Below are 22,445 nucleotides of genomic sequence, written 5' to 3' on the forward strand. Positions count from 1 at the left end.
ACCGGGATGATCGGCCGGTGCTCGAGGTGGTCGTCTCCGGTCTCGTCACCGGCTGGGCGATCGCGATCCCGATCGGCGCGGTCGGAGCGTTCCTCGTCACGCTCACCGCGCGGACGTCGTACGCCGTGGGCGCGGCCGCCGGCCTGGGGATCGCCACGGTCGACGGCGTCTACGCGACGCTGGCGGTGGCGGCCGGGGCGGCGCTGTCGGCGGTGCTCACGCCGGTCGCCACGCCGCTGCGGATCGCGTCGGGGGTGGTGCTGCTCGCCCTCGCGGCGCTCACGGCCGCGCACGCACTCGCCACCGGCGGCCGGCCGCGTGAGGCGGCGGCGATGGGCGCGGGGCGCGCGTACCTCCTGTTCGCCGGCATCACGGCGGTCAACCCCGCGACGGTCGTCTACTTCGCCGCCGTCGTGCTGGGCAACCGGCACCTCGTGTCGAACCCGGTCGAGGGCGCCGTGTTCGTCCTGGCGGCCTTCTCCGCCTCGGCCTCCTGGCAGCTCACGCTCGCCGGCGGCGGCGCCGTGCTCGGCCGCGTCGCGACCGGGCCGCGCGCCCACCTCGTGACCGGGTTGGTGTCCTCCCTGGTGATCGCGGGCCTGGCCGTCCATACGATGCTGCCGTGAGCGTTCCCGAGGGTGTCGTCCTGCGGCCGGCAGTGGCCGCCGACGCGGAGGCCGGCGCCGACCTGCACCTGGCGTGCTGGCGCGAGGCGTACGGCCCGCTGGTCGGGCGCGAGCAGCTCGAGGCCCGCCTGCACGACCGGCAGCGGTGGGTCGACGCCTGGCACGCCCAGCTCGCCGACGGGCCGCCGCGGACCGTGGCCGAGTCGCGGGACGGCGACCTCGTCGGCTTCGCGGTCGTCGGCGAGAACCGGGACGGCACCAAGGTGTCGGGCCGCGTCGCGCCGTACGAGCTGTACGCCGTCTACACCCGCGAGCGCTGGTGGGGCTCCGGCCTCGGCCAGGCGCTCCTCGACGCCGTGCTCCCCGACGGGGCGACGTCGCTGTGGGTGCTCGAGGACAACCACCGGGCGCAGGGGTTCTACGCCCGCAACGGGTTCGTGCCGGACGGCGCCCGCGAGCACTACGCCGGTCTCGACTGCTGGGAGATCCGGATGGTGCGGCCGTGACGACCTTCGACCTCGGCGACCCGACCTTCGACGTCACCTCGGCGGCGGTGCACGCCGCGCGCGACGAGGACTGGTACGTCGAGACCAACTGGGGCTGGGCGGTGCTCCGCTACGCCGAGGTGAGCGCGCTGCTGCGTGACCGCCGCTTCCGGCAGGGCAACGCCCGCTGGCCGGCGCAGAACGGCATCCACTCCGGATTGTTCTCGGACTGGTGGCAGGAGACGCTGCTCAGCCTCGAGGGCGAGGACCACGCCCGGATCCGGCGGCTGCTGATGCCGGCGTTCCGCAACAAGACGATCGCCGCGATGACGCCGCGCTTCCAGGCCCTTGCGGACGAGCTGGTCGACGGCTTCGCGGACCGCGGCCGGGTCGAGTTCGTGCACGAGTTCGCCGAGCCGTACGCCGCGCGCATCATCTGCCTGCTGCTCGGGCTGCCCGACGGCGACTGGCCGCAGGTCGCGCGCTGGGCCGACGACCTCGGCGCGTCGTTCTCCATCGACGTGGGCAACCAGGTGCCGCGGATCGAGGCCGCCCTCGAGGGCCTGCGCGGGCACGTCGACGAGGTCGTCGCGGACCGTCAGGCGCGGCCGCGTGATGACCTGGTCAGCACGCTGGTCCAGGCCCAGGAGGCCGACGGACTGAGCCGGCACGAGCTCGGTGTCGCGCTGGTCTTCCTCGCCTTCGCCGGGATGGAGACCACCCGCAACCAGCTCGGGCTCGCGCTGCAGACGCTGCTCGCGCACCCCGACCAGTGGCGGCTGCTCGGGGAGCGGCCGGAGCTGGGCGGCAACGCCGTCGAGGAGGTCATGCGGGTCAACCCCACGGTCACCTGGGTGACCCGCGAGGCGCTCGAGGACGTCGACTTCCAGGGCCTGCACATCCCCCGCGGCGGCATCGTGCAGATGCTCTCGCACGCCGCCGGGACCGACCCCGCGGCGATGCCGGACCCGTCGTTCGACATCACCGCGCAGCGCCCGCCGCACCACGGCTTCGGTGCCGGGGTCCACCACTGCCTCGGGCACTTCGTCGCCCGCACCGACATGGCGGTCGCGCTCCCGCTGCTCGCGCGCCGGATGCCCGACGCGGAACCCGACGGACCCGGTGCGTGGTTGCCTGTGTCCGGGAACACCGGACCGCTCCGCTTCCCGATCCGCTTCACCCCGTCGTCCTGACCACGCCTTGACCACGCCCCGCCCACGCCCTGCCCCGAGGAGTCGCCATGATCGCCGTCACCGGATCCACCGGAGCCCTGGGTGGGCTCGTCACGAAGGCCCTGGCCGGGAGCGACTTCCGGATCGACCTGCGGCTCGTCGTTCGCGACGCGTCCCGCGCACCGGACGTGGACTGTGACGTGCGGGAGTGCGCGTACGCCGACGAGGAGGCCGCCGTGGCCGCCCTGGAGGGTGTCGACACCCTGTTCATGGTGTCCGCCGCCGAGGCGCAGGACCGCCGCGCGCAGCACCGCACATTCATCCGTGCCGCCGCGCGGGCCGGGGTCGCCCACCTCGTCTACACGTCGTTCTCGGGTGCCGCGGCCGACGCCACCTTCACCCTCGGCCGCGACCACCACGACGCCGAGCAGGCGATCCGCGACAGCGGGATGGCGTTCACGTTCCTGCGCGACAACTTCTACAGCGACCTGCTGCCGTACTTCGCCGACGCGGCGGGCGTCATCCGCGGTCCGGCCGGCGAGGGTCGGGTGGCCGCCGTCGCCCGCGCGGACGTGGCCGACGTCGCGGTCGCGGTGCTCCGCGACCCGGCCGCCCACGCGGGGGCGACGTACACCCTCACCGGGCCGGAGGCGCTCACGCTCACCGAGGTGGCGGCGCGCGCCGGCGCCGTCCTCGGCCGGGACCTCCGCTTCGAGGACGAGACGGTCGAGGAGGCCTACGCGTCGCGGGCCGCGGCGTACGACGCCGAGCAGTGGCAGCTCGACGCCTGGGTCAGCACCTACACCGCCATCGCGGACGGCTCCTGCGCGGAGGTCACCGACGACGTGCGGCGGGTCGCCGGCCACGAGGCGCGGACCATCGAGGCGGCGCTGGGGTGAGGGTGTCGATTTCCCCGGATATCCGGGGAATTTGACGGTTTGAATCGTTTCACACCCTCGAAAGCGCCAGCTTCCCCCGGTCAGTGGTGCCGCAGCGACGCGTGGGACTCACGCGGTGAGGTGGTGCACGAAGCACCAGCGCCAGTCCTCGCCGGGCTCGGCCGACTGCATGACGGGGTGCGTGGTGTCGCGGAAGTGCGCCGTGGCGTGCTGCTTCGGCGAGGAGTCGCAGCAGGCGACGTGCCCGCACTCCAGGCACTGCCGCAGGGCGACCCAGCGGGTGCCCTCGTCGAGGCACTCCTGGCAGATCGGGTCGGGGGCGGTCTCCACGACATCGTACGCCGTGAGCTCGTCGCAGACCTCGCCGCGCGGGCGCCGGTGGGCGTTCACGACCTTGAGCTCGTCGTGCTCCTGGTGGGCGATCTCGAGCATCGACTCCTCGACGTCCAGCATCGACAGCACCTCGCTGATCACCTCCGAGGCGACCGTGCCCGAGCGCCGGATCTCCAGCACGCGGCGCCGCTCGGCGTCGATCATGGTCCGCCGCACCCGGGAGTAGGTCTCGCTCGGCGTCTCCTCGTCGGCGGTGGTGCCGAGCCGCTCCCAGGCGGCGAAGTTGCGCTGGTCGGTGCGCTGCTGGACCAGCTCGCCGACGCCGTGCGGGTCGTCGTACTCCAGCGCGTCCAGTGCCTCGTAGCCGGCCTTCGAGGCCTGCTGCAGGATCGTGGCCCGGGCCAGGGCGTCGTCCATCGGGTCCGGTGAGGGCACCCGTAGGCGGCGCGCCACCCACGGCAGCGAGAGCCCCTGCAGGAACAGCGTGCCGGCCACGACCGTGAAGGCGATGAAGAGCAGGATCTCGCGGTTCTCGGCCTCGAGCGGGATCGTGAAGGCGGCGGCCAGCGTCACCACGCCGCGCATGCCCGCCCAGCTCAGCACGAAGGAGAAGGTCCACGGCGGCTTGTGGCCGATGTCCGGGTCCGGACCGGGTCGGACCAGCGCGTAGCGGGCCATGAAGACCCAGCCGATCCGCATCACGATGACGCCGACCAGCGTGGCCGCGCAGACCGCGACGATCCGCCAGGTGTGCACCGGGCTGGTGCCGACATCCTCGAAGAGGTGCTTGGCCTGCAGGCCGATCAGCAGGAAGACGGTGTTCTCGAGGACGTAGGCGATGGTGCGCCAGTTCATCCGCTCGGAGATCCGCGACTGGGCGGTCTGGATGATCGGCGCCTTGTGGCCGAGCAGCAGCCCGGCGATCACGACGCCGACGACGCCGGACGCGTGGATCTCCTCCGCCGCGAGGTACGCCGCGAACGGGATGACGAACGAGATGCCGGTGTCGAGCACCGGGTCGGTGATCTTCTTGCGCATCCAGGCGACGACGACGAAGAACAGCCCGCCGACCAGGACGCCGCCCGCGGCCGCCCACACGAAGTCGGCCGCGACCCGCCAGGTCTGCACCTCGGCGGACCCGACCAGGATCACGGCGGTGGCCGTGCGGAGCGCGACCAGCGCGGTGGCGTCGTTGAGGAGCGACTCGCCCTCGAGGATCGTGACGACCCGTCGTGGCAACCCGATCCGCCGGCCGATCGCGGTCGCCGCCACGGCGTCGGGCGGCGCCACGACGGCGCCGATCGCGAAGGCCGCCGCCCACGAGGTGGCCGGCAGCAGGGCGTGGACGACCAGACCGATGCCCACGGTGGTGAAGGCGACCAGCCCCACGGAGAGCAGCAGGATCGCGCGGCGGTTGGCGTTGAAGTCGACCAGCGAGCTCTGGATCGCGGTGGCGTAGAGCAGCGGCGGCAGCAGGCCGAGCAGCACCACGTCGGGCTCGAGGTCGATCTGCGGGACACCGGGGATGTACGACACCCCGACCCCGACCACGATCAGCACCAGCGGCGGGGGCAGGTCGAGCCGCTCGGCGAGCGCGGCGAACGCCAGCACGCCGACGGCCATGGCCACGAGCAGCAGGGCGATCTCCACCCCTCCATTGTCGCGGATGGCTGGGCGCCCGGCGACCACGTGCCGCCCGGCGACCCCCGGCCGCGGCTCAGACCGGCTGCGCCACCCACAGCATCGGGTCGCCCCAGCCGAGGTCCTCGACCCCGTGACGGGCGAGCGCGAGCGCCACGAGGGTGCGGCGGTGGGCCGCGAAGGTCAGCACGTGGGCGACCATCCCGCCGTAGGTGAACACCTCGGCCGGCTCGCAGAGCGCATCGACGAACGTGTCGTCGAGACGGTCGGCGGCCACCACCGAGCGGACGTGGGCGAGGTACGTCGGCCCCTCGGTCGCCAGCCGCTGCCGGAGCGACGACAGCGACTCGTGCTCCTCCACCGACCAGTCGTACTCACGGGTCGCCAGCGCGGCGTTCCACATGCCCATCTGCCCCACGAGCCGCGACAGCAGCGAGCGGATCGTCTGCTCGTCGTCGTCGACGGCCAGCCCGACCACCTCGTCGAGCTGCCCCTCGTCGAGGCGCTCGGCCAGCCGGACCATCTCGCCGGTCAGCCACACGTGGTGCTCCACCATCCTCGTCAGCAGGTCCACGGACGTCACCCTGTCTCTCGCCGGGAACCGCAGGGTCCCGGGTGGCTGGAAGTGCACGTCGCTCGGCGCCTCGATCTGGAGGTGGCCCGGCTTGCGGCGCCAGGTCGCCGGCGGGACGCCGTACGCCTTGGCGAACGCCCGCGTGAAGGCCTCGTGCGAGCCGTAGCCCGCCTCGACGGCGATGTCGAGGAGGGGCGCGGTCGTCGTGACCATGCGGTACGCCGCCCGCTCCAGCAGGATGCGCCGGCGCAGCGCGCTCGGCGGCTCCCCCGCGACGGAGCGGATCATCCGGTCGAAGTGGTAGCGCGAGAAGTGCAGCCGGGCGGCCCACTCCTCCCCCGTCGCCTCGGTGATGCGGGCGTCGTCGAGCGCCTCGGCGAGGTGGTCGACGAAGTCCGCGAAGGCGTCGGTGGACGTGCTCATGCCGCCATCGTGCCGACGACGCCGGTCCCCGTCTTGATCACGCTTGCTCGGCGAGGGTGCCGATCCCGCTGGAGTAGTGCGTGGCGTACTGGAAGACCTTGGGCCCGGCCCCCGGCGGCAGCAGCATCGACGCGACCTGGGTGATGTGGTCGGCCTCGACGTGCACGCTGACGTGCACGTTGCGGTCGGCAGGGACCTCGAAGCTGACGCCGCCCCAGATGACGAGGTACTGCCGACCGTCGATGCTGACGACCGGCCGGTGCTTGCTGGTCGCCATGGCGTTCCCGCTGGTCAGGTTGAGCGTGAGGACCCGGCGGGGGCCGGCGTGGAACTCGACGTAGGGGATCACACCGGGCATCGGCTGGTCGGTCATGGCCGGAGTCTGCCCGTGGCAGGACAGCACCGAAACCCGGGTGGCACCATCGGCGCATGGCGACGGGCACCAGCCGGTGGGCGGCAGCGGCGATCGCGCACGTCGCCGCCTCGGCGTCCGGCGGTCCGCTGGACCCGACGCTCCGGGTCACGCTGAACTTCCACCCCGACCGCGTCCTCGACGGCCGCACCGTCCTCGAGCGGATCGCGCAGGACGGGTGCTACCGCTCGCAGTTCGAGACCGGCACCAGCAACGGCGGGCTGACCGCGCACCCGGGCGGCAGCCGGTGGCGGTGGGAGCAGCGCATCTTCGGTCATGCGTACGACGACGCCCCGGCGGCCGAGCGGCCGAAGTACGGCGCCCTCGACCACCGCCGCCGCAGCGTCGGCGCCGCTCCCCGCTTCGGCTCCGCGCACCTCCGGCTGGCGGCGTCCGTCCTCGGGCGGACGACCTTCTGCTTCCCCGACTCGGTCTTCGAGCCGGACGCGCTGGCGACGCCGGACCGGTTCGGGCTGCTCCCGCTGGTCGAGGCGTACGACGCGCGCGAGCTCACCGACGAGGTCGAGGCGACCGAGGGCGGCGTCCTCGACGACTACGTCGAGGCGCACGTCCACGGCCGGGTCGGTCTGCCCGACGACCTCGAGGCCCTCGTCCTCGACCCGTCCTTCCGCGGCACCCCGACCGAGGAGCACGCGGGGGCCATCGGGGTCGCCGTGGAGTGGCACGAGGGCCGCGTCCTGGACGTGGTGACGCTGGGCGACCACCCGCACTTCCGCGGCCCGCACGTCGTGGCGGTCGGACGCCGGGTCGCCGTGGACGGCCGCCTCGACGCCGCGACGATCGGCCGGGCAGTGCTCGACGGCCGCGAGGACCCGCAGGACCTCAAGAAGGTCTGGCACCACGTCGCGCGGTTCGGCTCGCCCGCCTGAGGCAGGGCCTCAGACCAGGCCGAGGGCGGCGCGCAGCCGCGGCAGCGCGGCCACCAGCAGCGCGTCCGGGTCGGGACCGGTGACCAGGCTGAGCCGCAGCCGGGAGGGGAACGGCAGGTCGACCACCCGCTCGCCCGGCCGCAGGGACCCGGCCCCCGCCACCGCGGAGCGCGGGAGCACCGCCGGCTGGGCCTGCCGGCGCGCCATCGCCAGCGTCGCCCCGACCGTGGCACCGCGCCGGGGCCGCGCGCCCAGGTCGGCCAACCGGGCCTGCAGCTGGGTGCCGCCCAGGTCGTAGGTCGTCCACGCGAGGTCGAGGTCGCGGAAGGGCTGCCGGGTTCCGCGCGGCTTGCGCATCCCGGCCGGCAGCAGCAGCACCAGCTCGTCGGTGCCGACGTGGTGGGTGAGGACGCCGCGCGGCAGCACCACCTGCTCGGCGATGCAGACGAACGCTGCGTCCATCGTGCCCTCCCCCACCCACGCCAGCATCCGGTCGCCGTGGTCGACGCGCTGGTCGAGGCGCACGCCCACCAGCAGCTCGTCGAGAACCGGGAAGAGCGCCGCCGCCAGCGAGTCGAACGACCCGACGTGGAGCGAGCGCTGCGCCGTGGCGGTCCGCACGGCGTCGTACACGCCGTCGAGGTGGCCGAGGATGTGCTCGGCCTGCCGGACCATCTCCCGGCCCGCGACGGTGGGGCGGGCGCCGAGCGTGTCCCGATCGAAGAGGCGTACGCCGGCCCGGCGCTCGAGCCGGCCCAGCCGCTGGCTCGCGGACGGCTGGGAGACCAGCAGCTCGCGCGCCGCGGCGCCGACCGAGCCGCACCGGGCGACCGCGGCCACCAGCCGGAGGTCGTCGACGGCCGGCGCGCTGGGCGATGGACTCATAGCCTGATGCTATGCCTCACGGTCCATGTCCGGCGGCTACCGCGGGGGTCCGGCGCCGACGAGCGTGGAGGCATGCGACCGACCCGCGACGCCCTCGCGCTCCTGCTGGGCTCCGCCACCCAGGACCTCGCCTTCCGGCTGGCCCAGGTGGCGCTGCCGCTCGTGGTGCTCGAGCAGACCGGGTCGGTCGCGCTCACCGGCGTCGTCGCGGGCGCCGAGGGCCTGCCGGTGCTGCTGTCCCCCTGGTGGGCGCGCTCCGCCCGGCAGTGGGTGCGGACGGGTCCGCGACTGGCCGCGGTGGCCGTGCTGGACGCGGTCGCGCTGTCGGTCGTGCCGGGGGCGGCCGTCCTGCACGTGCTGAGCGGGCCCGTGCTCGTCCTCGCCGGACTGCTGCTCGGCATCGGCGAGACGCTGGGCGGCCCCGGCCGTGCGGCGCTGCTCACCGAGGTCGGCGACCGGCTCGGGCCGGACCGGGCGGTCGCGCTGCTCACCTGGCAGGACCTGCTCCGGCGCGTCGGGATGATCGTGGGGCCGGGTCTCGGCGCGCTCGGCGTCGCCGCGGGGCTGACGGTCGGGCTGCTGTGGTCCCAGGCCGCGGCCGTGCTGCTCGCCGGGCTGCTCGCGTGGCGCGTGCCGGGCGGCGAGGCACCCGGCGAGGAGCCGGCGCCGGGCCGCGGCCCGATCCGCGCCGCGCTGGCCGACCGCCCGGACGTGCTGGCGGGTTGGTGGATGCGTGGCACCAGCTGCCTGTCGTGGTTCGCCTTCTCCCTCGGCCTGGCCGTGCTGGGCGTCCAGCAGGGCAGCCCGGGCATTCTCTACGCCTGCGGCATGACGGGGTACGGCGTCGGCGCGGTCGCCGGCACCCTCGTCGCCGTCCGCGTGGTCCGGGCGGTGCCGGTGCTGACGGTCGCGCGGGTGGCCTGGACGGTCGCCGGGCTGGCCTGGGTGCTCATGGCGGCCTGGCCGACCCGTCCGGGGGTCGCGGTGGCCGCGGGGCTGAGCGGCGGCTTCGTCGTGGTCGGCATCGCGGCGGTCAACGCCACGATCACCCGCACCTCCTCGGGCGACGAGCGCCGCACGCTGCTGTCCGGGCAGACGGTCGTGGTCAGCGCGTCGAGCTCCGCCGGGATGCTCGTCGGGGGCACCCTGCTGGCGACGTTCGGCGTCCGCCCGGTCCTCGTGGCGTCCGGGCTCGTGGTCACCGCCGTCGCCCTGCTCGCGGGTCGCACGGGTCGCACGGGTCGCACGGGTCGGTCAGGGCACGCGCTCCGAGGAACCCGCGGCGTGTGCCTCACGACGCGCCCTGGCGCGTCCCCAGGCACACGAGGCGGGACGGGCGGACTCGGCGGTCCCAGTGACCGCACGACCTCAGGGACGCAGCGCCCGGATCCGGGCGTCGAGCTCGCGCCGGTTGTCGCGGCGGACCCGGACCTCGACGACCTCGACGCCGCCGTTCGGCGCCGCCAGCGCGTGCTCCAGCTCCGCCGCTGAGTCCACCCGCCAGTGCGGCGTCCGGGTCGCGGCGCACAGCGAGGCCAGGTCGACCCCGTGCGGCGTCCCGAAGAGCCGGTCGAAGCGCTCGCCGTGCTCGGGCGCGCCCTGCTCGAGCATCGTGAAGATCGAGCCGCCGTCGTCGTTGACCACCACCAGTGTGAGGTCGGGCCGCGGCTCGTCCGGGCCGAGGACCAGCCCGTTGCTGTCGTGCAGGAACGTCACGTCCCCCATCAGCGCGATCGACCGGCTGCTCGCCGAGCGGCCCAGCGCCGCCCCGACCGCGGTCGACACGGTGCCGTCGATCCCGGCGAGGCCGCGGTTCGCGATCACCTTGCGCCGGGCGCCGACGTCGTACCTCGGCACCATCAGGTCCAGGTCCCGGATCGGGCTGGACGCCCCCACGACCAAGAGGCCACCGGGCGGCAGCGACCGCGCCACGACCCCCGCCACGTCGTAGGGCGTGAGGTCGGCCTCGCCCGCGAGCAGCGCGTCGAGCTGGCGGGCCACCGAGCGGTCCGCGTCGTGCCAGGCCGCCAGCCAGGACGGGTCGTCGCGCCCGTCGGCGAACGGCGCCCCGGCGACGTAGCGGTGCGCCACCGGGAACGGCCGCTCGCGCCAGACCCCGCGTGCCCCGGCGTCGAGCACCTCCACGTCGTCGCGACCGAGCAGCCGCATGACCGGGCGGGACAGCGTGGGGTGACCGCAGACGACCACCCGCTCGACGGAGGCGGCGAGCTCGGTGTCGAGCAGCAGGCGGTAGCAGCGCAGCGCGTTGTCGCCGGTCCGCGAGCCGCTGGTCGGCTCGGCGAGCAGCGGCCAGCCGGCCGACTCGGCGAGCTGGCGCGCCGGAGGCCCGGCGTCGTCGCCCGCGACCACGACGGTGCGCGGGCCGATCCCGATCGTCTCCCGGACGGCGGGCGCCACGCGCTCCGGGCCGCGCCCGCGCGCCAGGTCGCCCGGCACCCAGGCGTCGTCGGGCAGGAGCGGGTCGTCGAGCTGGACGTTGAGGTGCACGACCGAGAAGTCGCCGGCCACCGCGGCGCCCGGCCAGGTCACGCCGGTCGCCGCGGAGAGGTCGTGCGTCGGCACCAGCGGCCCGAAGACGCCCACCTGGTCGGTGGTCTGGTTGGCGTTCGTGCCGCGCAGGCGGGCCGGCCGGTCGGCGGTCACGACCACGAGCGGGACGCCGGCGTGGGCCGCCTCGAGCACCGCCGGGTGCAGGTTGGCCACCCCGGTGCCGGACGTGCAGACCACCGCCGCCCGCGCGCCGTTGCGGGTCAGCCCCAGGGCCAGGAAGCCCGCCGAGCGCTCGTCGATGCGCGTGTGCAGCCGCAGCAGACCGGCCTCGGCCGCGTCGAAGCAGGCGAAGGAGAGCGGCGCGTTGCGCGAGCCCGGCGCGATCACGACCTCGCGGACCCCCGCCCCGACCAGCGCGGTGACGACGGCACGGGCCAGCGCGGTGGAGGGGTTCACGAGCGGCCATCCTGCCGGACGCCCGGCCTCCGTGCGGCACGCCAGGCCAGCACCTCGGCCAGCCGGCCCTCCCAGTGCGCCACCCGCTCGGGGTCGGCAGCCACCGCGTCGAGCAGGGCGTCGCCGACGTCCGGGACGCCGACGCGCAGGGCGCCGTCGACGGGCAGGAGCGAGTCGGTCACCACGTCGGCCGTCATCAGCTGCACGGTCGCGAGCCCGCAGGCGTAGGGCAGCTCCGGCAGGGCCGCCGCCAGCGCCACCCCGGCCGCGATCCCGACCGAGGTCTCCAGGGCCGAGGAGACCACCACGGGCAGCCCGATGTCCTCCGCGATCCGCAGGCAGGCCCGGACGCCGCCGAGCGGCTGGACCTTGAGCACCGCCACGTCGGCCGCCTCGAGGTCGCGCACGCGGTAGGGGTCGGCCGCCCGCCGGATGGACTCGTCCGCCGCGACCGGCACGTCGACCGCCCGGCGTACGGCGGCGAGCTCCTCGACCGTGGCGCACGGCTGCTCGACGTACTCCAGCCCGCCGGCCGCGCGGTCCAGCAGGCGGATCGCCGCGACCGCCTCGTCGACGTCCCAGTGCCCGTTGACGTCGACGCGCACCCGGCCGCCGGGACCGAGCGCGTCGCGCACCGCCTCGACCCGGGCGAGGTCGTCGCCCAGCGTCTGGCCGGGCTCGGCGACCTTGACCTTCGCGGTCGTGCAGCCGCCCGCGGCCGTGATCGCGTGCGCCCGCTCGGCGCCGACGGCGGGGACCGTGACGTTGACCGGCACCCACGAGCGCAGCGGCTCGGGCCAGTCGCCCGCCGCCGCCTCCTCGGCGCAGCGCAGCCACGGCTCGGCCACCTCGACGTCGTACTCCAGGAAGGGGCTCCACTCGCCCCACCCCGCGTCGCCGCGCAGCAGCACGCCCTCGCGGACGTCGATGCCGCGGAAGCGGGTCCGCATCGGGACCGCGTAGACCCTCATCCGAGCTCCCGCAGCCGGAGCCGGTCGGGCTTGCCGTTGGCGAGCAGCGGCAGCTCGTCGAGCGCGACCACCGCCCGCGGCGCCCAGCTCCGCGGGTGCGCCTCGGCCACCCAGGACCGTGCCTCGTCGAGCGACAGGTCGCCGACGACGAACGCCACCACCCGGTGGCCCCACTCCTCGTCCGGCACCCCGAGCACCTCGGCTGCGCGCACCGCGGGGTGCTCGCGCAGGCGGGCCGCGACGGCCGGGGTCGGGACGTTCACGCCGCCGCTGATGACGACATCGTCGAGCCGCCCCAGCACGTGCAGGCGGCCGTCCTCGTCGAGCCGTCCGGCGTCGGAGGTGAGGAACCAGCCGTCCACCAGGCACTCCGCGGTCAGCGCGGGGTCACCCTCGTAGCCGGCGAAGAGCGTCGGGCCGCCCACCCGCAGCCGCCCGTCCGGTCCGATGGCGAGCGCCACGCCGTCGAGGGCGTACCCGTCGTACACGCACCCGCCGGCGGTCTCCGACGAGCCGTACGTCGCCACCACACGGACCCCGGCCTCGTCGGCGCGCGAGCGCAGGGACGCGTCGACCGGGCCGCCGCCCAGCAGCACGGTGTGGAAGCCGCGCAGCGCGTCGCGCTCCTGCGGCACCTCGAGCATCCGGTGCAGCTGGGTCGGCACCAGGGAGACGAACCCGCCCGGCCCCACCGCGGCCGCCGCCTCGACGAACGACCCGTGCTCCTCGAGCAGCACGGGCTCGTGCCCGGCGACCAGCGAGCGGCAGACGACCTGCAGGCCTGCGACGTACGACGCCGGCAGGGTCAGCAGCCAGCGGCCCGAGCCGCCGAGCCGGCGCTCGGTGGCGCGCACGGAGGCGAGCACCGCGCGCCGCGGCAGCACCACGCGCTTGGGGCGGCCGGTCGAGCCGGAGGTCTCCACGACCAGCGGCGCGGGCTCCTCGGCGGCGCCCAGCCAGTCCGCGAGCGCCCCCACGACGTCGCGCGTCGGCCCGCCCACCGGCCGGAGGAAATCCATGCGACGCAGGCTAGTTGCTGCTGGTTGAATGCCGTGCCGTGCCCACCTTGCCCCCGTTCGTCGAGCGGATGCTCCCGCCGACGCCGCTGGCCCGCAGGCTGTCCGCGCAGTCGATCCTCTTTGCGGTCGGCGAGGGCGTCTTCCTCACCGGCAGCGCGGTCTTCTTCACCCAGATCGTCGGACTCTCCGCCGCCCAGGTCGGCCTCGGCCTGACCATCGCCGGGGTCGTCTCGTTCTTCTTCGCCGTGCCGCTCGGCCGCGCCGCCGACAAGGTCGGCCCGAAGCGGATGTGGGCGCTCGGTGCGCTCGCGGAGGCGCTGCTCTACCTCGCGTGGCCGTGGATCGACGGGTTCGTGGCGTACGTCGCGATGATGGTCCTGCTCGAGCTGGTCGGCGGGGCCGGGGGCGCCGGGCGCGGCGCCTACACGCTCGACATCTTCTCCCGCGAGGAGCGGGTCCGCTCGCTGGCCTTCATGCGCGCGGCCCTCAACATCGGCTTCACGTTCGGCGCCCTGCTCGGCGGCCTCGCGCTCGCCACCAACGACGACGGCGTCGTCCGGATGGTGCCGCTGGTGGCCGGCGCGATCCTGGGCCTGAACGCCTTCCTCATCTCCCGGCTCCCCGCGGCCGCCCACGACGAGGCCCCGGCCGAGCCCAAGCAGCTGATCACGCCCGGGGCGCTGAAGAACCGCGCGTTCGTCGCCCTCAACGTCTGCGACGGCGTCCTCGGCACCAACCAGGTGCTGCTCAACGTCGTGATCCCGCTCTGGCTGGTCCAGGAGACCGACGCCCCGCGGGTGCTGCTGGCGTGGCTGTTCGGCACCAACACCGTCCTCGCCGTGCTGCTGCAGGTCTCGGCCTCCCGCGGCGCCGAGACCGTGCCCGGGGCCCTGCGCGCGACGCGGATCAGCGGTGCGTTCTTCGTGCTGTCCTGCCTGATCGTGCTCGTCACGCACGACACCATCGGCTGGGTCACGATCGTGCTGGTGTGGCTCGGCCACGTCACGGTCACCGGGGCCGAGCTGTTCCAGTCGGCCGGCCACTGGGGCCTGGTCGCGGAGCTCTCCGACCCCGACCGCCGCGGGGAGTACCAGGGCGCCGCCCGGCTGGGCGGCACCCTCGGCTCGGTGTGGGCGCCGGCGGCATACACCTTCCTCGCGATCGAGTGGGGCACGCCCGGCTGGCTGCTGATCGGCGCGATCGTCGTGGTGGCCGTGATCGGCATCCACCCGGCCGCCCGCGCGGCCGAGCGCTACCTGCAGAAGTACGGCACCGTCCCGGCTGCTTGAATCCTCGGGTGGCCACCCCCGCTGAATGGCTCGCCGGAGCCCGTCCCCGCACGCTCCCCGCGGCCGTCTCCCCCGTCCTCGCCGGCACCGGTGTGGCGGCGTACGCCGACGGCCTGGTGTGGTGGAAGGCCCTGCTCGCCCTGGTGGTGAGCCTGGCCCTGCAGGTGGCGGTGAACTACGCCAACGACTACTCCGACGGCATCCGGGGCACCGACGACGAGCGCGTCGGCCCGATGCGGCTGGTCGGCTCGAGGCGGGCCACGCCGCGCGCGGTGAAGACGGCCGCCTTCCTGGCCTTCGGGGTCGCCGGCGTCGCCGGGCTCGTGCTGGCGGCGACGACGGCCTGGTGGCTCGTCGCGGTCGGCCTCGTCAGCGTCGTCGCCGCCTGGTACTACACCGGCGGCTCGAAGCCCTACGGCTACCTCGGCCTCGGCGAGGTCATGGTCTTCGTGTTCTTCGGCCTCGTGGCCGTGGTCGGGACGACGTACGTCCAGACCGAGACGTGGCTCTGGCCGGCGCTGTACGCCGCCGTCGGGGTCGGCGCGCTCGCCTGCGCGATCCTCGTCGTCAACAACCTCCGCGACATCCCGACCGACACCGTGGCCGGCAAGCGGACGCTGGCGGTGGTGCTCGGCGACGAGCGCACCCGCGGGCTCTACCTGCTGCTCGTCCTGGCCGCGGCCGCCGCCGTGGTCGCCGTCGCCGTCTCGACCACCTGGTGGGCGCTGGTGGGCCTCGGCTTCCTCGCCGTGGCGCTCCGCGGCGTCCGCACCGTCCGCAGCGGCGCCACCGGCCCGGGCCTCATCCCGGTGCTGCAGCAGACCGGCCTGGCCGAGCTGCTGTGGGCGGCGCTGGTCGCCGCCGCGCTCGTCGCGCGGGGCTGAGCGGCCGCGCCCGCGGCGTAGGCTCGCCCCATGATCTGGATCCTGCTGCTCGTCGTCGCGGCCGTGGTGCTCTACAAGTTCCGCGTCCCGATCCTCGCGCGCGTCCTCGGCCAGTCCGAGGGCCGCATCGAGCGCCGGCTCGAGCAGCGCAAGCGCCGCTGACCCCGTCTGCAGACGCGCCGACTCGGCACCTCTGACGTCTGCAGACGCGCCGAGTCGGCTCAGTCGTCGACGTCCTCGCGGGCCCGGCGCTCGTCGAAGGCCGCCGTGGCGCGGGCAGCCCGCTCCTCGACCCGGGCGGCGAAGGCCGCGCGCTGACGGTCGAGCAGGAAGTACGACGCGATGCCGCTGATCACGAACGCGACCACCACGACCCAGACGACCGGGACCTGCCGGGCGACCAGCAACCACACCCCGAGCACCACGCCGAGGGACGCGATGAACAGCAGGATGCGCAGGCCGGTGTAGATCACGAACTCCTTCACGGGGTTCAGGGTAGGCCGTGACCAGGGGGGCCCTACATTGGAGGGGTGCTCAAGTTCCTGCTGGTGGTGATCCTCATCGCGGTGGCCGTCTACCTCACGGCGCGCGTCATCCAGCGCCGCGGCATCGCCCCCACCCCGCGCCGTTCGCAGCAGCCTCCGCCGCGCCCCTTCGGGCCCGACGACGACCCGGACTTCCTGCGCGACCTCGACCGGCGCCGCAAGCACCCCGAGGACCCGGACGCCCCCTGACGGGCGCCGGACCCACCAGCGGTGACGCAGCGGGTCAGCCTCGCGGTGCCGGCACCTGCTCCACGCCGATCGCGGGCGCGCCGCCGGCGTACGAGTGCTGGCTGGTGCTGGAGAAGTAGTTGATCCCGATGAAGTTGAACCACAGCGTCGCGAGGCCGAGCAGCGCCAGCAGGGCGGCGTTGCGGCCCTTCCAGCCGGCGGTCGAGCGCGCGTGGAGGTACGCCGCGTAGACGACCCAGGTGATGAACGCCCAGACCTCCTTGGGGTCCCAGTTCCAGTACGACGACCAGGCCTGGTGCGCCCAGATCGGGCCGGTGATCAGCACGGCGAAGGTCCACACCGGGAAGCCGAAGGCGTGGATCCGGTAGGACACCCGGTCCAGGGTCGCGAGGGAGGGCACCCGCGCGAGCGGACCGGTCTCCTTCGAGCCCCACCTCGACTTCGCGAGGTAGATCGCGGACGTGATGCCGCCGAGCGTGAACGCACCGGTCGCGAGGATCGCGGACACCACGTGGATCACGAGCCAGTAGGAGTTGAGCGCCTCGGTCAGCGGGGCGACCGGGTCGTAGAGCCAGATCACCGCGACCATCAGCAGCGCGAGCACGAAGCCGACGACGATCGGCGCCATCCAGGCGAGGCCGAGGCGGCGCCGCATCAGGAGGTAGAACAGCCCGACCACGAAGGTCCCGCTGAGGGTGAACTCGTACATGTTGCCCCACGGCACGCGGTTCGGGTCCGCGGCCATGCCGCGCCCGACCAGGCCGACGAAGTGGATCGCGACGGCCACGACCGTGAGGATCAGGCCGAGCCGCCCGAAGAGTGCCGTACGCCGGCCGGCGGCCGCGTCGTCGGCCGGAGGAGCGGCCGCGGCGTCACCGGGCCCGCCGGTCGCGACCGCGACGCCGCCGCGGGACGACGCCGCCGTGCGGAGCGAGGCCGAGGCGTCGGCGTCCGCCGGGACGTTGCGCAGCGAGCTCCACTCGACCAGGTGGGCGAGCAGGGCGAGGAAGTAGACGATCCCGCAGGCCGCCACGGCCTGGTTGGACAGCGTCTCCCATGCAGCGTCGGTCACGACGTCTTCTCCTTCGGGTGGTGCGCGGGTGCGCCCGGGAGGGCGCTCATGAGCTCGGTGATCACGACGGCCACGTCCCCGCCGCCGGAGCGGTCCAGGGCGGCCACCTCGACCAGTGTGGACCCACCGTCCTGACGGGCACGAACCCAGACGCGTCGGGGCCGGATGAAGAGCGACCCGAGCAGCCCGATCAGGGCGAGGACGACGCCGGCCAGCGCGATCTCCTTGCCGGGCGTCTGCGAGATCTGGATCTTGTTCCAGCGCTGGACGCCGTCGAAGCTGACGGACCCGAGCCCGTTCGGGAGCTTGGTCGTCTGGCCGGGCCGGAGATCGAGGCGGTAGGGCGCGCCGTTCTTCTTGGTCAGCATCGTCGTGCGCGACTTGTCGAGCGCGTAGACCGACTGCGAGCCGCCGCTGTCCATGCCGAGGTCGCCGGTGTAGACGAGCAGCGAGACCAGTGGGTCGAGGGTGTCGCCGAACGCGGAGAAGTAGCTGCCGGTCTGCTTCGAGAAGGCGACGGTCGGGTAGAACTCGCCCTCGAGCCCGATCTGGGTCGGCTCGGCGCCGGGCGCCTTCACGACGCCGAAGGACGCGAAGCTCTGGTCCGTCGGCAGGAAGACGGTCGGCCCGCTGTAGACCTCGTCGCCGTTGCCGTCGCGCACCGTGATGACCGGCGCGTAGCCGTGACCGATGAGGAAGACCTCGGTGTCGCCGATCGTCAGCGGGTGGTTGACCTTGAGGTCGTAGGTCTGCTCGGGCGCGGTCGGCGAGGTGCGGTACCGCAGCGTCGAGTCGAACTCCCGGGCCATCCCGGCGCGCGGCCCCGAGGTCAGGAAGTCCACGTTGAAGTCGTCGATGTCGAAGGAGAACGGCTCCATGTCGGAGGCCTTGAAGAGGCTGCCGGGCACGAAGTCGTCGTACTGCGAGAGGTTGTTGGAGAAGCCGCCGCCGACCACGACGATCACGCCGCCCTTGTAGCCGAACAGCCCGCCGAGGGCGAAGCCCACCAGCACGACCAGCACCGACAGGTGGAAGAGCAGGTTGCCGGCCTCGCGGAGGTAGCCCTTCTCGGCGCTGACCGCTCCGTCGTGCTCGACGACGCGGTAGCGGCGCCGCCGCAGCGCGTCGGCGGCCGGGCCGAGCACGTCGACGGGCGCGAGGTCGGTGTCGTACGTCGCGTGGTCCGGGAGGCGGGTCAGGTTGCGGGGGGCGGCCGGCGGCTTCGCGCGCAGCGCGCGGGCGTAGACGAAGGTCCGCGGGACGATGCAGCCGACCAGCGAGAGCATCAGCAGCAGGTAGATCGCCGAGAACCACGGCGAGTCGTAGACCGCGAAGAGCCCGAGCCGCTCGTAGATCGGCGTGAGCTGCGGGTGCGCGGCCTGCCAGCGCGAGGTCTTGAGCGAGTCGACGCCGCTCTGCGGGATGATCGAGCCGGGGATCGCGGCGAGCGCGAGCAGCAGCAGCAGGACCAGCGCGGTGCGCATCGAGGTGACCTGGCGCCAGGTCCAGCGGGCCATCTCCCGGGCGGTCAGCTCGCCGGAGCGGCGCCGGTCCCGGTCGGCGTCGCGCTCGATCGCGTCGGCGTGACCCTGGGGGCGCTCGGACTGGGGCTCGTCGCGGGGCTCCTCCCGCTCCTCGCTCATACGCCGACCGTCGTGGAGCTGACGAGGTGGAACTGGATCCAGGTGACCGCGACGGCCCACCAGCCGGTGACGAGCAGGATGCCGACGACCACGAGCATCAGCCCGCCGGCGCGGCTCACCCAGGCCTGGTGGCGGCGCACGAACGCGAAGGCGCCGAGCGCCCGCTGGTAGGCCAGGCCGGCGACGACGAAGGGGACGCCCAGCCCGACGGCGTACACCGCCGAGAGGAAGGCGCCACGGCCCGCGGTGGCCTCGTTGAGCGAGAGGGTGGTGATGGCCGCCAGGGTGGGCCCGAGGCAGGGCGTCCACCCGAGGCCGAAGAGGAAGCCGAGCAGCGGGGCGGCGGCCAGCCCGACGGCAGGGACGCGGTGCACGCGCCAGTCCCGCTGGAGCAGCGGGACCAGCCCGGCGAAGACCAGGCCGAGGACGATCGTGAGGACGCCCAGCACCAGCGTGAGGGTGTCGCGCCAGGTCACCAGCCAGTTGCCGACCGCACCGGACAGCGCCCCGATCGCCACGAAGACGACCGAGAAGCCGAGCACGAACAGCACCGAGCCCGCCAGCATCCGGCCGCGCCGCCGACCGGCCGCCCCCGCGGCCAGGTCGGCGCCGGACAGGCCGGTCGCGTAGGAGAGGTAGCCCGGCAGCAGCGGGATCACGCAGGGCGAGAAGAACGAGACCAGCCCGGCGAGCAGCGCCACCGGGACGGCGAGCACGAGCGAGCCGGACGCGGCCGTGTCGTGGAACCACTCACCCACCGGTGCCGCCCCCGCTCCCGGCATCGGACTCGGCGGCGACGTCCTGCACGACGTCGACCAGCGTCGTCGTGGAGGGGATCCGGCCGATGATGCTGGCGGCGATCCGGCCCTCGGCGTCGAGGACGACGGTCGCGGGCACGGTGCCGGGGGTCAGCGTGCCGGTGAACTGCAGCAGGGCCTTGCCGTCGGGCGAGTAGAACGACGGGTAGGGCACGTCGAAGGTGCGGACGTACGTCTTCGCCTGCGCGGTGGAGGGGTCCCGGATGTCGATCCCGACGAAGTGGGCGTCGCCCTCGAGCCGGTTGGCCGCGTCCACGATGTCCGCCGCCTCGACCCGGCAGTCGACGCACCACGAGCCCCACACCACGACCACGGTCGGCCGTCCGCGCAGGTCCGCGAGGTCCAGCGGCTTGCCGTCCAGGTCGTCACCGGTCAGGGAGACCGGCTCGTCGCGCTCGTCGGGGGTCACCAGCGCGACCGACCCGTCCCCCGTCACGTAGCCCTTCTGGCCGCTCTTCTGCAGGCTGGTGCAGCCCGTCAGCACCAGCAGGCAGGCGAGCACCGCCAGCACGGCGGCGCGGGGACGGTGCGAGGACATCAGGGCCGCTGCTCCTCGGGGGCGCCGCCGGCCGAGAAGGTGGCGTTGCGGTCGCGCACCGGGATCAGGTCGCCGGCGGGCTCGGAGTAGGAGACCTGCGTGAGCCGGTCCCCCACGAAGTGCAGCGACGTCAGCGAGCAGAGCGTGCACTGGCGCTTGCGCGGGTCGTGGAGGTAGGACCGCTTCTCGACGTGCAGGCGGGTCGTCCAGATCGGCAGCTGGTGCGAGACCAGGACCGCCTCGTGGCCGCTCGCCGCCTCGCGCGCGTCGTGGACCGCCGCCATCATCCGGGCGGCGACCTCCTTGTAGGGCTCGCCCCAGGACGGCTTGAAGGGGTTCCACAGGTGGCGCCACGTCGACGGCCTGCGCAGCGCGTTGTTGCCGGCGCCGAACGGCAGCCCCTCGAACTTGTTCGTCGACTCGATGATCCGGGCGTCCGTGACGATCTCGAGACCCTTGGCCTCGGCCAGCGGGCGGCCGGTCTCCTGCGCCCGCTCGAGCGGCGAGGCGACGACGCGCACGATGTCGCGGTCCTTGATCGTGTCCGCGACCCGCTGGGCCATGGTCCGACCGAGCTCGGAGAGGTGGAAGCCGTCGCGGCGGCCGTAGAGCACGCCCTCGGGGTTGTGCACCTCGCCGTGGCGCAGCAGGTGGACGATCGTGTCCGGCGTCTGGCTCATCGGGCTCCTCCGGTGGCGGCGGCCGCGCGGGCGGCGTGGGGCAGGGCGTCCAGCACGGTCTGCACCGCGCGGTCGTCGTGGGCGGACGAGAGGAACCACGCCTCGTAGGCCGACGGCGGCAGGTAGACCTGCCGGTCGAGCATGGCGTGGAAGAAGGCGGCGTACGCCGTGGAGTCGGTGCGCGAGGCGTCCTCGAAGTCCCGCACGGCCCCGAGCGCGGGGTCGGTGAAGAAGACCGAGAACATCGTGCCGGTGGCCTGGACGACGTGCGGCACGCCGGCGGCGCTCAGCGCCTCGACCGCCGCGGCCTTGATCGTCTCGCCGGCGGCGTCGATGTGGGCGTAGACCTCGTCGGTGGCCAGGCGCAGCGTCGTGAGCCCGGCGGTGGTGGCGATCGGGTTCCCCGAGAGCGTGCCGGCCTGGTAGACCGGGCCCTCGGGCGAGAGCCGGGACATGACGTCCGCACGGCCGCCGAAGGCCGCGGCCGGGAAGCCGCCGCCCATCACCTTGCCGAAGGTCACGAGGTCGGGACGCCAGCCCTCGACGGCGCCGTCGAGGCCCCACTGGCCGTGGCGGGAGGCCCGGAAGCCGGTCATCACCTCGTCGCTGACGAACAGCGCCCCGTGGGTGCGGCAGGTCTCGGCGAGGAAGGCGTTGAAGCCCGGCTCGGGCGGGACGACGCCCATGTTGCCGGGCGCGGCCTCGGTGATCAGGCAGGCGATGCGGGGGCCGTGCTCGACGAAGACCCGCTCGACCGCGGCGCGGTCGTTGTAGGGCAGCACCAGCGTCAGTGCGGTGGACGACTCGGGGACGCCGGGGGTGCCGGGGACGGCGAACGTCGCGAGGCCGGAGCCGGCGGAGGCGAGCAGGGAGTCGACGTGCCCGTGGTAGCAGCCGGCGAACTTCACGACGACGTCGCGGCCGGTGAAGCCCCGGGCGAGGCGGATGGCGGACATCGTGGCCTCGGTGCCCGAGGAGACGAAGCGGACCTTCTCGACCGGCGCCCGGTCCACGATCTCCTCGGCCAGCTCGACCTCGGGCTCGGTCGGGGTGCCGTACGACGTCCCGCGGGCCACCGCGGCGGCCACGGCCGCCTGCACCTCGGGGTGCGCGTGGCCGAGCAGCATCGGGCCCCATGAGCAGATCAGGTCGACGTACTCGTTGCCGTCGACGTCGGTCAGCCAGGCGCCGGCGGCGGAGCGGATGAAGCGGGGGGTGCCGCCCACCGCGTTGAAGGCGCGGACCGGGGAGTTCACCCCGCCGGGCGTGACCGCGCGGGCGCGCTCGAAGAGAGCCGCGGACGCTGCGGTCGGGCGGGAGGCCGTCGCTTCGGTGGTCACACCCGCGATTGTCCCCGAGGCCCGCAACCACGCCGAACCGAGGCCCGGTCCCGGTCCGCGCGACGTGGTCCGGACCACTTCCTGAGACGCGTGGTTTCAGCGTCACGAGCGCTGGGAACGGTCGTTTCAGATACACCCCGTGCGCGCCTG

The 22,445-nt window shown here is 74.2% G+C and carries 23 protein-coding genes; 9 read left to right on the plus strand and 14 right to left on the minus strand.

Features of this window, described 5'->3' with window-relative positions:
- Positions 1-17 precede the first annotated feature (17 nt).
- From H5V45_RS08535 to H5V45_RS08550, 4 genes are read left to right on the plus strand one after another with little or no spacing between them, the layout of a single operon-like run.
- Positions 18-626: a LysE family transporter gene (locus H5V45_RS08535; protein ID WP_185252532.1), complete on the plus strand. Its 609-nt coding sequence runs from the start codon at positions 18-20 to the stop codon at positions 624-626.
- The gene (locus H5V45_RS08540) at positions 623-1,132 is read left to right on the plus strand and encodes a GNAT family N-acetyltransferase (protein ID WP_185252533.1); all 510 of its coding nucleotides are present in this window, start codon (positions 623-625) and stop codon (positions 1,130-1,132) included. The genes H5V45_RS08535 and H5V45_RS08540 overlap by 4 nt, the downstream gene beginning before the upstream one ends.
- Entirely contained in the window at positions 1,129-2,304 is a 1,176-nt protein-coding gene (locus tag H5V45_RS22620; RefSeq protein WP_185252534.1) for a cytochrome P450, read from the plus strand. The genes H5V45_RS08540 and H5V45_RS22620 overlap by 4 nt, the downstream gene beginning before the upstream one ends.
- Positions 2,305-2,351: 47 nt before the next feature.
- Positions 2,352-3,182: an NAD(P)H-binding protein gene (locus H5V45_RS08550; protein WP_185252535.1), complete on the plus strand. Its 831-nt coding sequence runs from the start codon at positions 2,352-2,354 to the stop codon at positions 3,180-3,182.
- Between the two features lie 108 nt (positions 3,183-3,290).
- Here the strand turns inward: H5V45_RS08550 and H5V45_RS08555 are convergent, their stop codons facing one another.
- From H5V45_RS08555 to H5V45_RS08565, 3 genes are all read right to left on the minus strand, one after another.
- Entirely contained in the window at positions 3,291-5,165 is a 1,875-nt protein-coding gene (locus tag H5V45_RS08555) for a cation:proton antiporter domain-containing protein (RefSeq protein WP_185252536.1), read from the minus strand.
- Between the two features lie 67 nt (positions 5,166-5,232).
- Positions 5,233-6,153 (minus strand): helix-turn-helix transcriptional regulator, encoded by a 921-nt coding sequence (locus H5V45_RS08560; protein WP_185252537.1) that lies wholly within the window; start codon positions 6,151-6,153, stop codon positions 5,233-5,235.
- 37 nt (positions 6,154-6,190) lie between these two features.
- Positions 6,191-6,526, minus strand: a complete 336-nt coding sequence (locus H5V45_RS08565) for a hypothetical protein (RefSeq protein WP_185252538.1) — start codon at positions 6,524-6,526, stop codon at positions 6,191-6,193.
- Positions 6,527-6,582: 56 nt separating this feature from the next.
- On the opposite strand from H5V45_RS08565, the gene H5V45_RS08570 reads away from it, so the two are divergent.
- Positions 6,583-7,455, plus strand: coding sequence for a DUF3626 domain-containing protein (locus tag H5V45_RS08570; RefSeq protein WP_185252539.1), 873 nt, complete (start codon positions 6,583-6,585; stop codon positions 7,453-7,455).
- A gap of 9 nt (positions 7,456-7,464) precedes the next feature.
- Here the strand turns inward: H5V45_RS08570 and H5V45_RS08575 are convergent, their stop codons facing one another.
- The 4 genes from H5V45_RS08575 to H5V45_RS08590 form a co-directional block, all read right to left on the minus strand.
- Positions 7,465-8,340 carry a LysR family transcriptional regulator gene (locus H5V45_RS08575; RefSeq protein WP_185252540.1) on the minus strand — a complete coding sequence of 292 codons (876 nt, stop codon included), beginning with the start codon at positions 8,338-8,340 and terminating at the stop codon, positions 7,465-7,467.
- Positions 8,341-9,708: 1,368 nt separating this feature from the next.
- Positions 9,709-11,307 carry a 2-succinyl-5-enolpyruvyl-6-hydroxy-3-cyclohexene-1-carboxylic-acid synthase gene (gene menD / locus H5V45_RS08580; RefSeq protein WP_185252541.1) on the minus strand — a complete coding sequence of 533 codons (1,599 nt, stop codon included), beginning with the start codon at positions 11,305-11,307 and terminating at the stop codon, positions 9,709-9,711.
- Entirely contained in the window at positions 11,304-12,278 is a 975-nt protein-coding gene (locus H5V45_RS08585) for an o-succinylbenzoate synthase (protein WP_185252542.1), read from the minus strand. Before H5V45_RS08585 ends, menD begins: the two co-directional genes overlap by 4 nt.
- Entirely contained in the window at positions 12,275-13,297 is a 1,023-nt protein-coding gene (locus H5V45_RS08590; RefSeq protein ID WP_185252543.1) for an AMP-binding protein, read from the minus strand. Before H5V45_RS08590 ends, H5V45_RS08585 begins: the two co-directional genes overlap by 4 nt.
- A gap of 38 nt (positions 13,298-13,335) precedes the next feature.
- Here H5V45_RS08590 and H5V45_RS08595 point away from each other — a divergent pair, with 38 nt between their 5' ends.
- From H5V45_RS08595 to H5V45_RS22320, 3 genes are read left to right on the plus strand one after another with little or no spacing between them, the layout of a single operon-like run.
- Positions 13,336-14,586 (plus strand): MFS transporter, encoded by a 1,251-nt coding sequence (locus tag H5V45_RS08595; RefSeq protein WP_343061482.1) that lies wholly within the window; start codon positions 13,336-13,338, stop codon positions 14,584-14,586.
- 8 nt (positions 14,587-14,594) lie between these two features.
- Positions 14,595-15,470 carry a 1,4-dihydroxy-2-naphthoate polyprenyltransferase gene (locus tag H5V45_RS08600; protein WP_185252544.1) on the plus strand — a complete coding sequence of 292 codons (876 nt, stop codon included), beginning with the start codon at positions 14,595-14,597 and terminating at the stop codon, positions 15,468-15,470.
- Between the two features lie 30 nt (positions 15,471-15,500).
- Positions 15,501-15,632, plus strand: coding sequence for a twin-arginine translocase TatA/TatE family subunit (locus H5V45_RS22320; protein WP_185252545.1), 132 nt, complete (start codon positions 15,501-15,503; stop codon positions 15,630-15,632).
- A 59-nt stretch (positions 15,633-15,691) separates the two neighbouring features.
- Here H5V45_RS22320 and H5V45_RS08610 read toward each other — a convergent pair whose 3' ends face one another.
- A complete protein-coding gene (locus tag H5V45_RS08610) occupies positions 15,692-15,955 on the minus strand; it encodes a DUF4229 domain-containing protein (RefSeq protein WP_185252546.1) in 264 nt (87 codons plus the stop codon).
- A gap of 45 nt (positions 15,956-16,000) precedes the next feature.
- Here H5V45_RS08610 and H5V45_RS08615 point away from each other — a divergent pair, with 45 nt between their 5' ends.
- Positions 16,001-16,204, plus strand: coding sequence for a hypothetical protein (locus H5V45_RS08615; protein WP_185254747.1), 204 nt, complete (start codon positions 16,001-16,003; stop codon positions 16,202-16,204).
- 34 nt (positions 16,205-16,238) lie between these two features.
- Here the strand turns inward: H5V45_RS08615 and ccsB are convergent, their stop codons facing one another.
- From ccsB to hemL, 6 genes are read right to left on the minus strand one after another with little or no spacing between them, the layout of a single operon-like run.
- On the minus strand, positions 16,239-17,276 hold the full coding sequence (ccsB, locus tag H5V45_RS08620) for a c-type cytochrome biogenesis protein CcsB (protein ID WP_185252547.1): 1,038 nt from the start codon (positions 17,274-17,276) through the stop codon (positions 16,239-16,241).
- Positions 17,273-18,919 carry a cytochrome c biogenesis protein ResB gene (gene resB / locus H5V45_RS08625; protein WP_185252548.1) on the minus strand — a complete coding sequence of 549 codons (1,647 nt, stop codon included), beginning with the start codon at positions 18,917-18,919 and terminating at the stop codon, positions 17,273-17,275. The genes ccsB and resB overlap by 4 nt, the downstream gene beginning before the upstream one ends.
- The gene (locus H5V45_RS08630; protein ID WP_343061483.1) at positions 18,916-19,677 is read right to left on the minus strand and encodes a cytochrome c biogenesis CcdA family protein; all 762 of its coding nucleotides are present in this window, start codon (positions 19,675-19,677) and stop codon (positions 18,916-18,918) included. The genes resB and H5V45_RS08630 overlap by 4 nt, the downstream gene beginning before the upstream one ends.
- Positions 19,670-20,275, minus strand: coding sequence for a TlpA family protein disulfide reductase (locus H5V45_RS08635; RefSeq protein ID WP_185252550.1), 606 nt, complete (start codon positions 20,273-20,275; stop codon positions 19,670-19,672). The genes H5V45_RS08630 and H5V45_RS08635 overlap by 8 nt, the downstream gene beginning before the upstream one ends.
- A complete protein-coding gene (locus H5V45_RS08640) occupies positions 20,275-20,955 on the minus strand; it encodes a histidine phosphatase family protein (protein ID WP_185252551.1) in 681 nt (226 codons plus the stop codon). The genes H5V45_RS08635 and H5V45_RS08640 overlap by 1 nt, the downstream gene beginning before the upstream one ends.
- Positions 20,952-22,295, minus strand: a complete 1,344-nt coding sequence (gene hemL / locus H5V45_RS08645) for a glutamate-1-semialdehyde 2,1-aminomutase (RefSeq protein WP_185252552.1) — start codon at positions 22,293-22,295, stop codon at positions 20,952-20,954. Before hemL ends, H5V45_RS08640 begins: the two co-directional genes overlap by 4 nt.
- Positions 22,296-22,445 lie beyond the last annotated feature (150 nt).

The organism is Nocardioides luti (assembly GCF_014212315.1).
Classification (GTDB): domain Bacteria; phylum Actinomycetota; class Actinomycetes; order Propionibacteriales; family Nocardioidaceae; genus Nocardioides; species Nocardioides luti.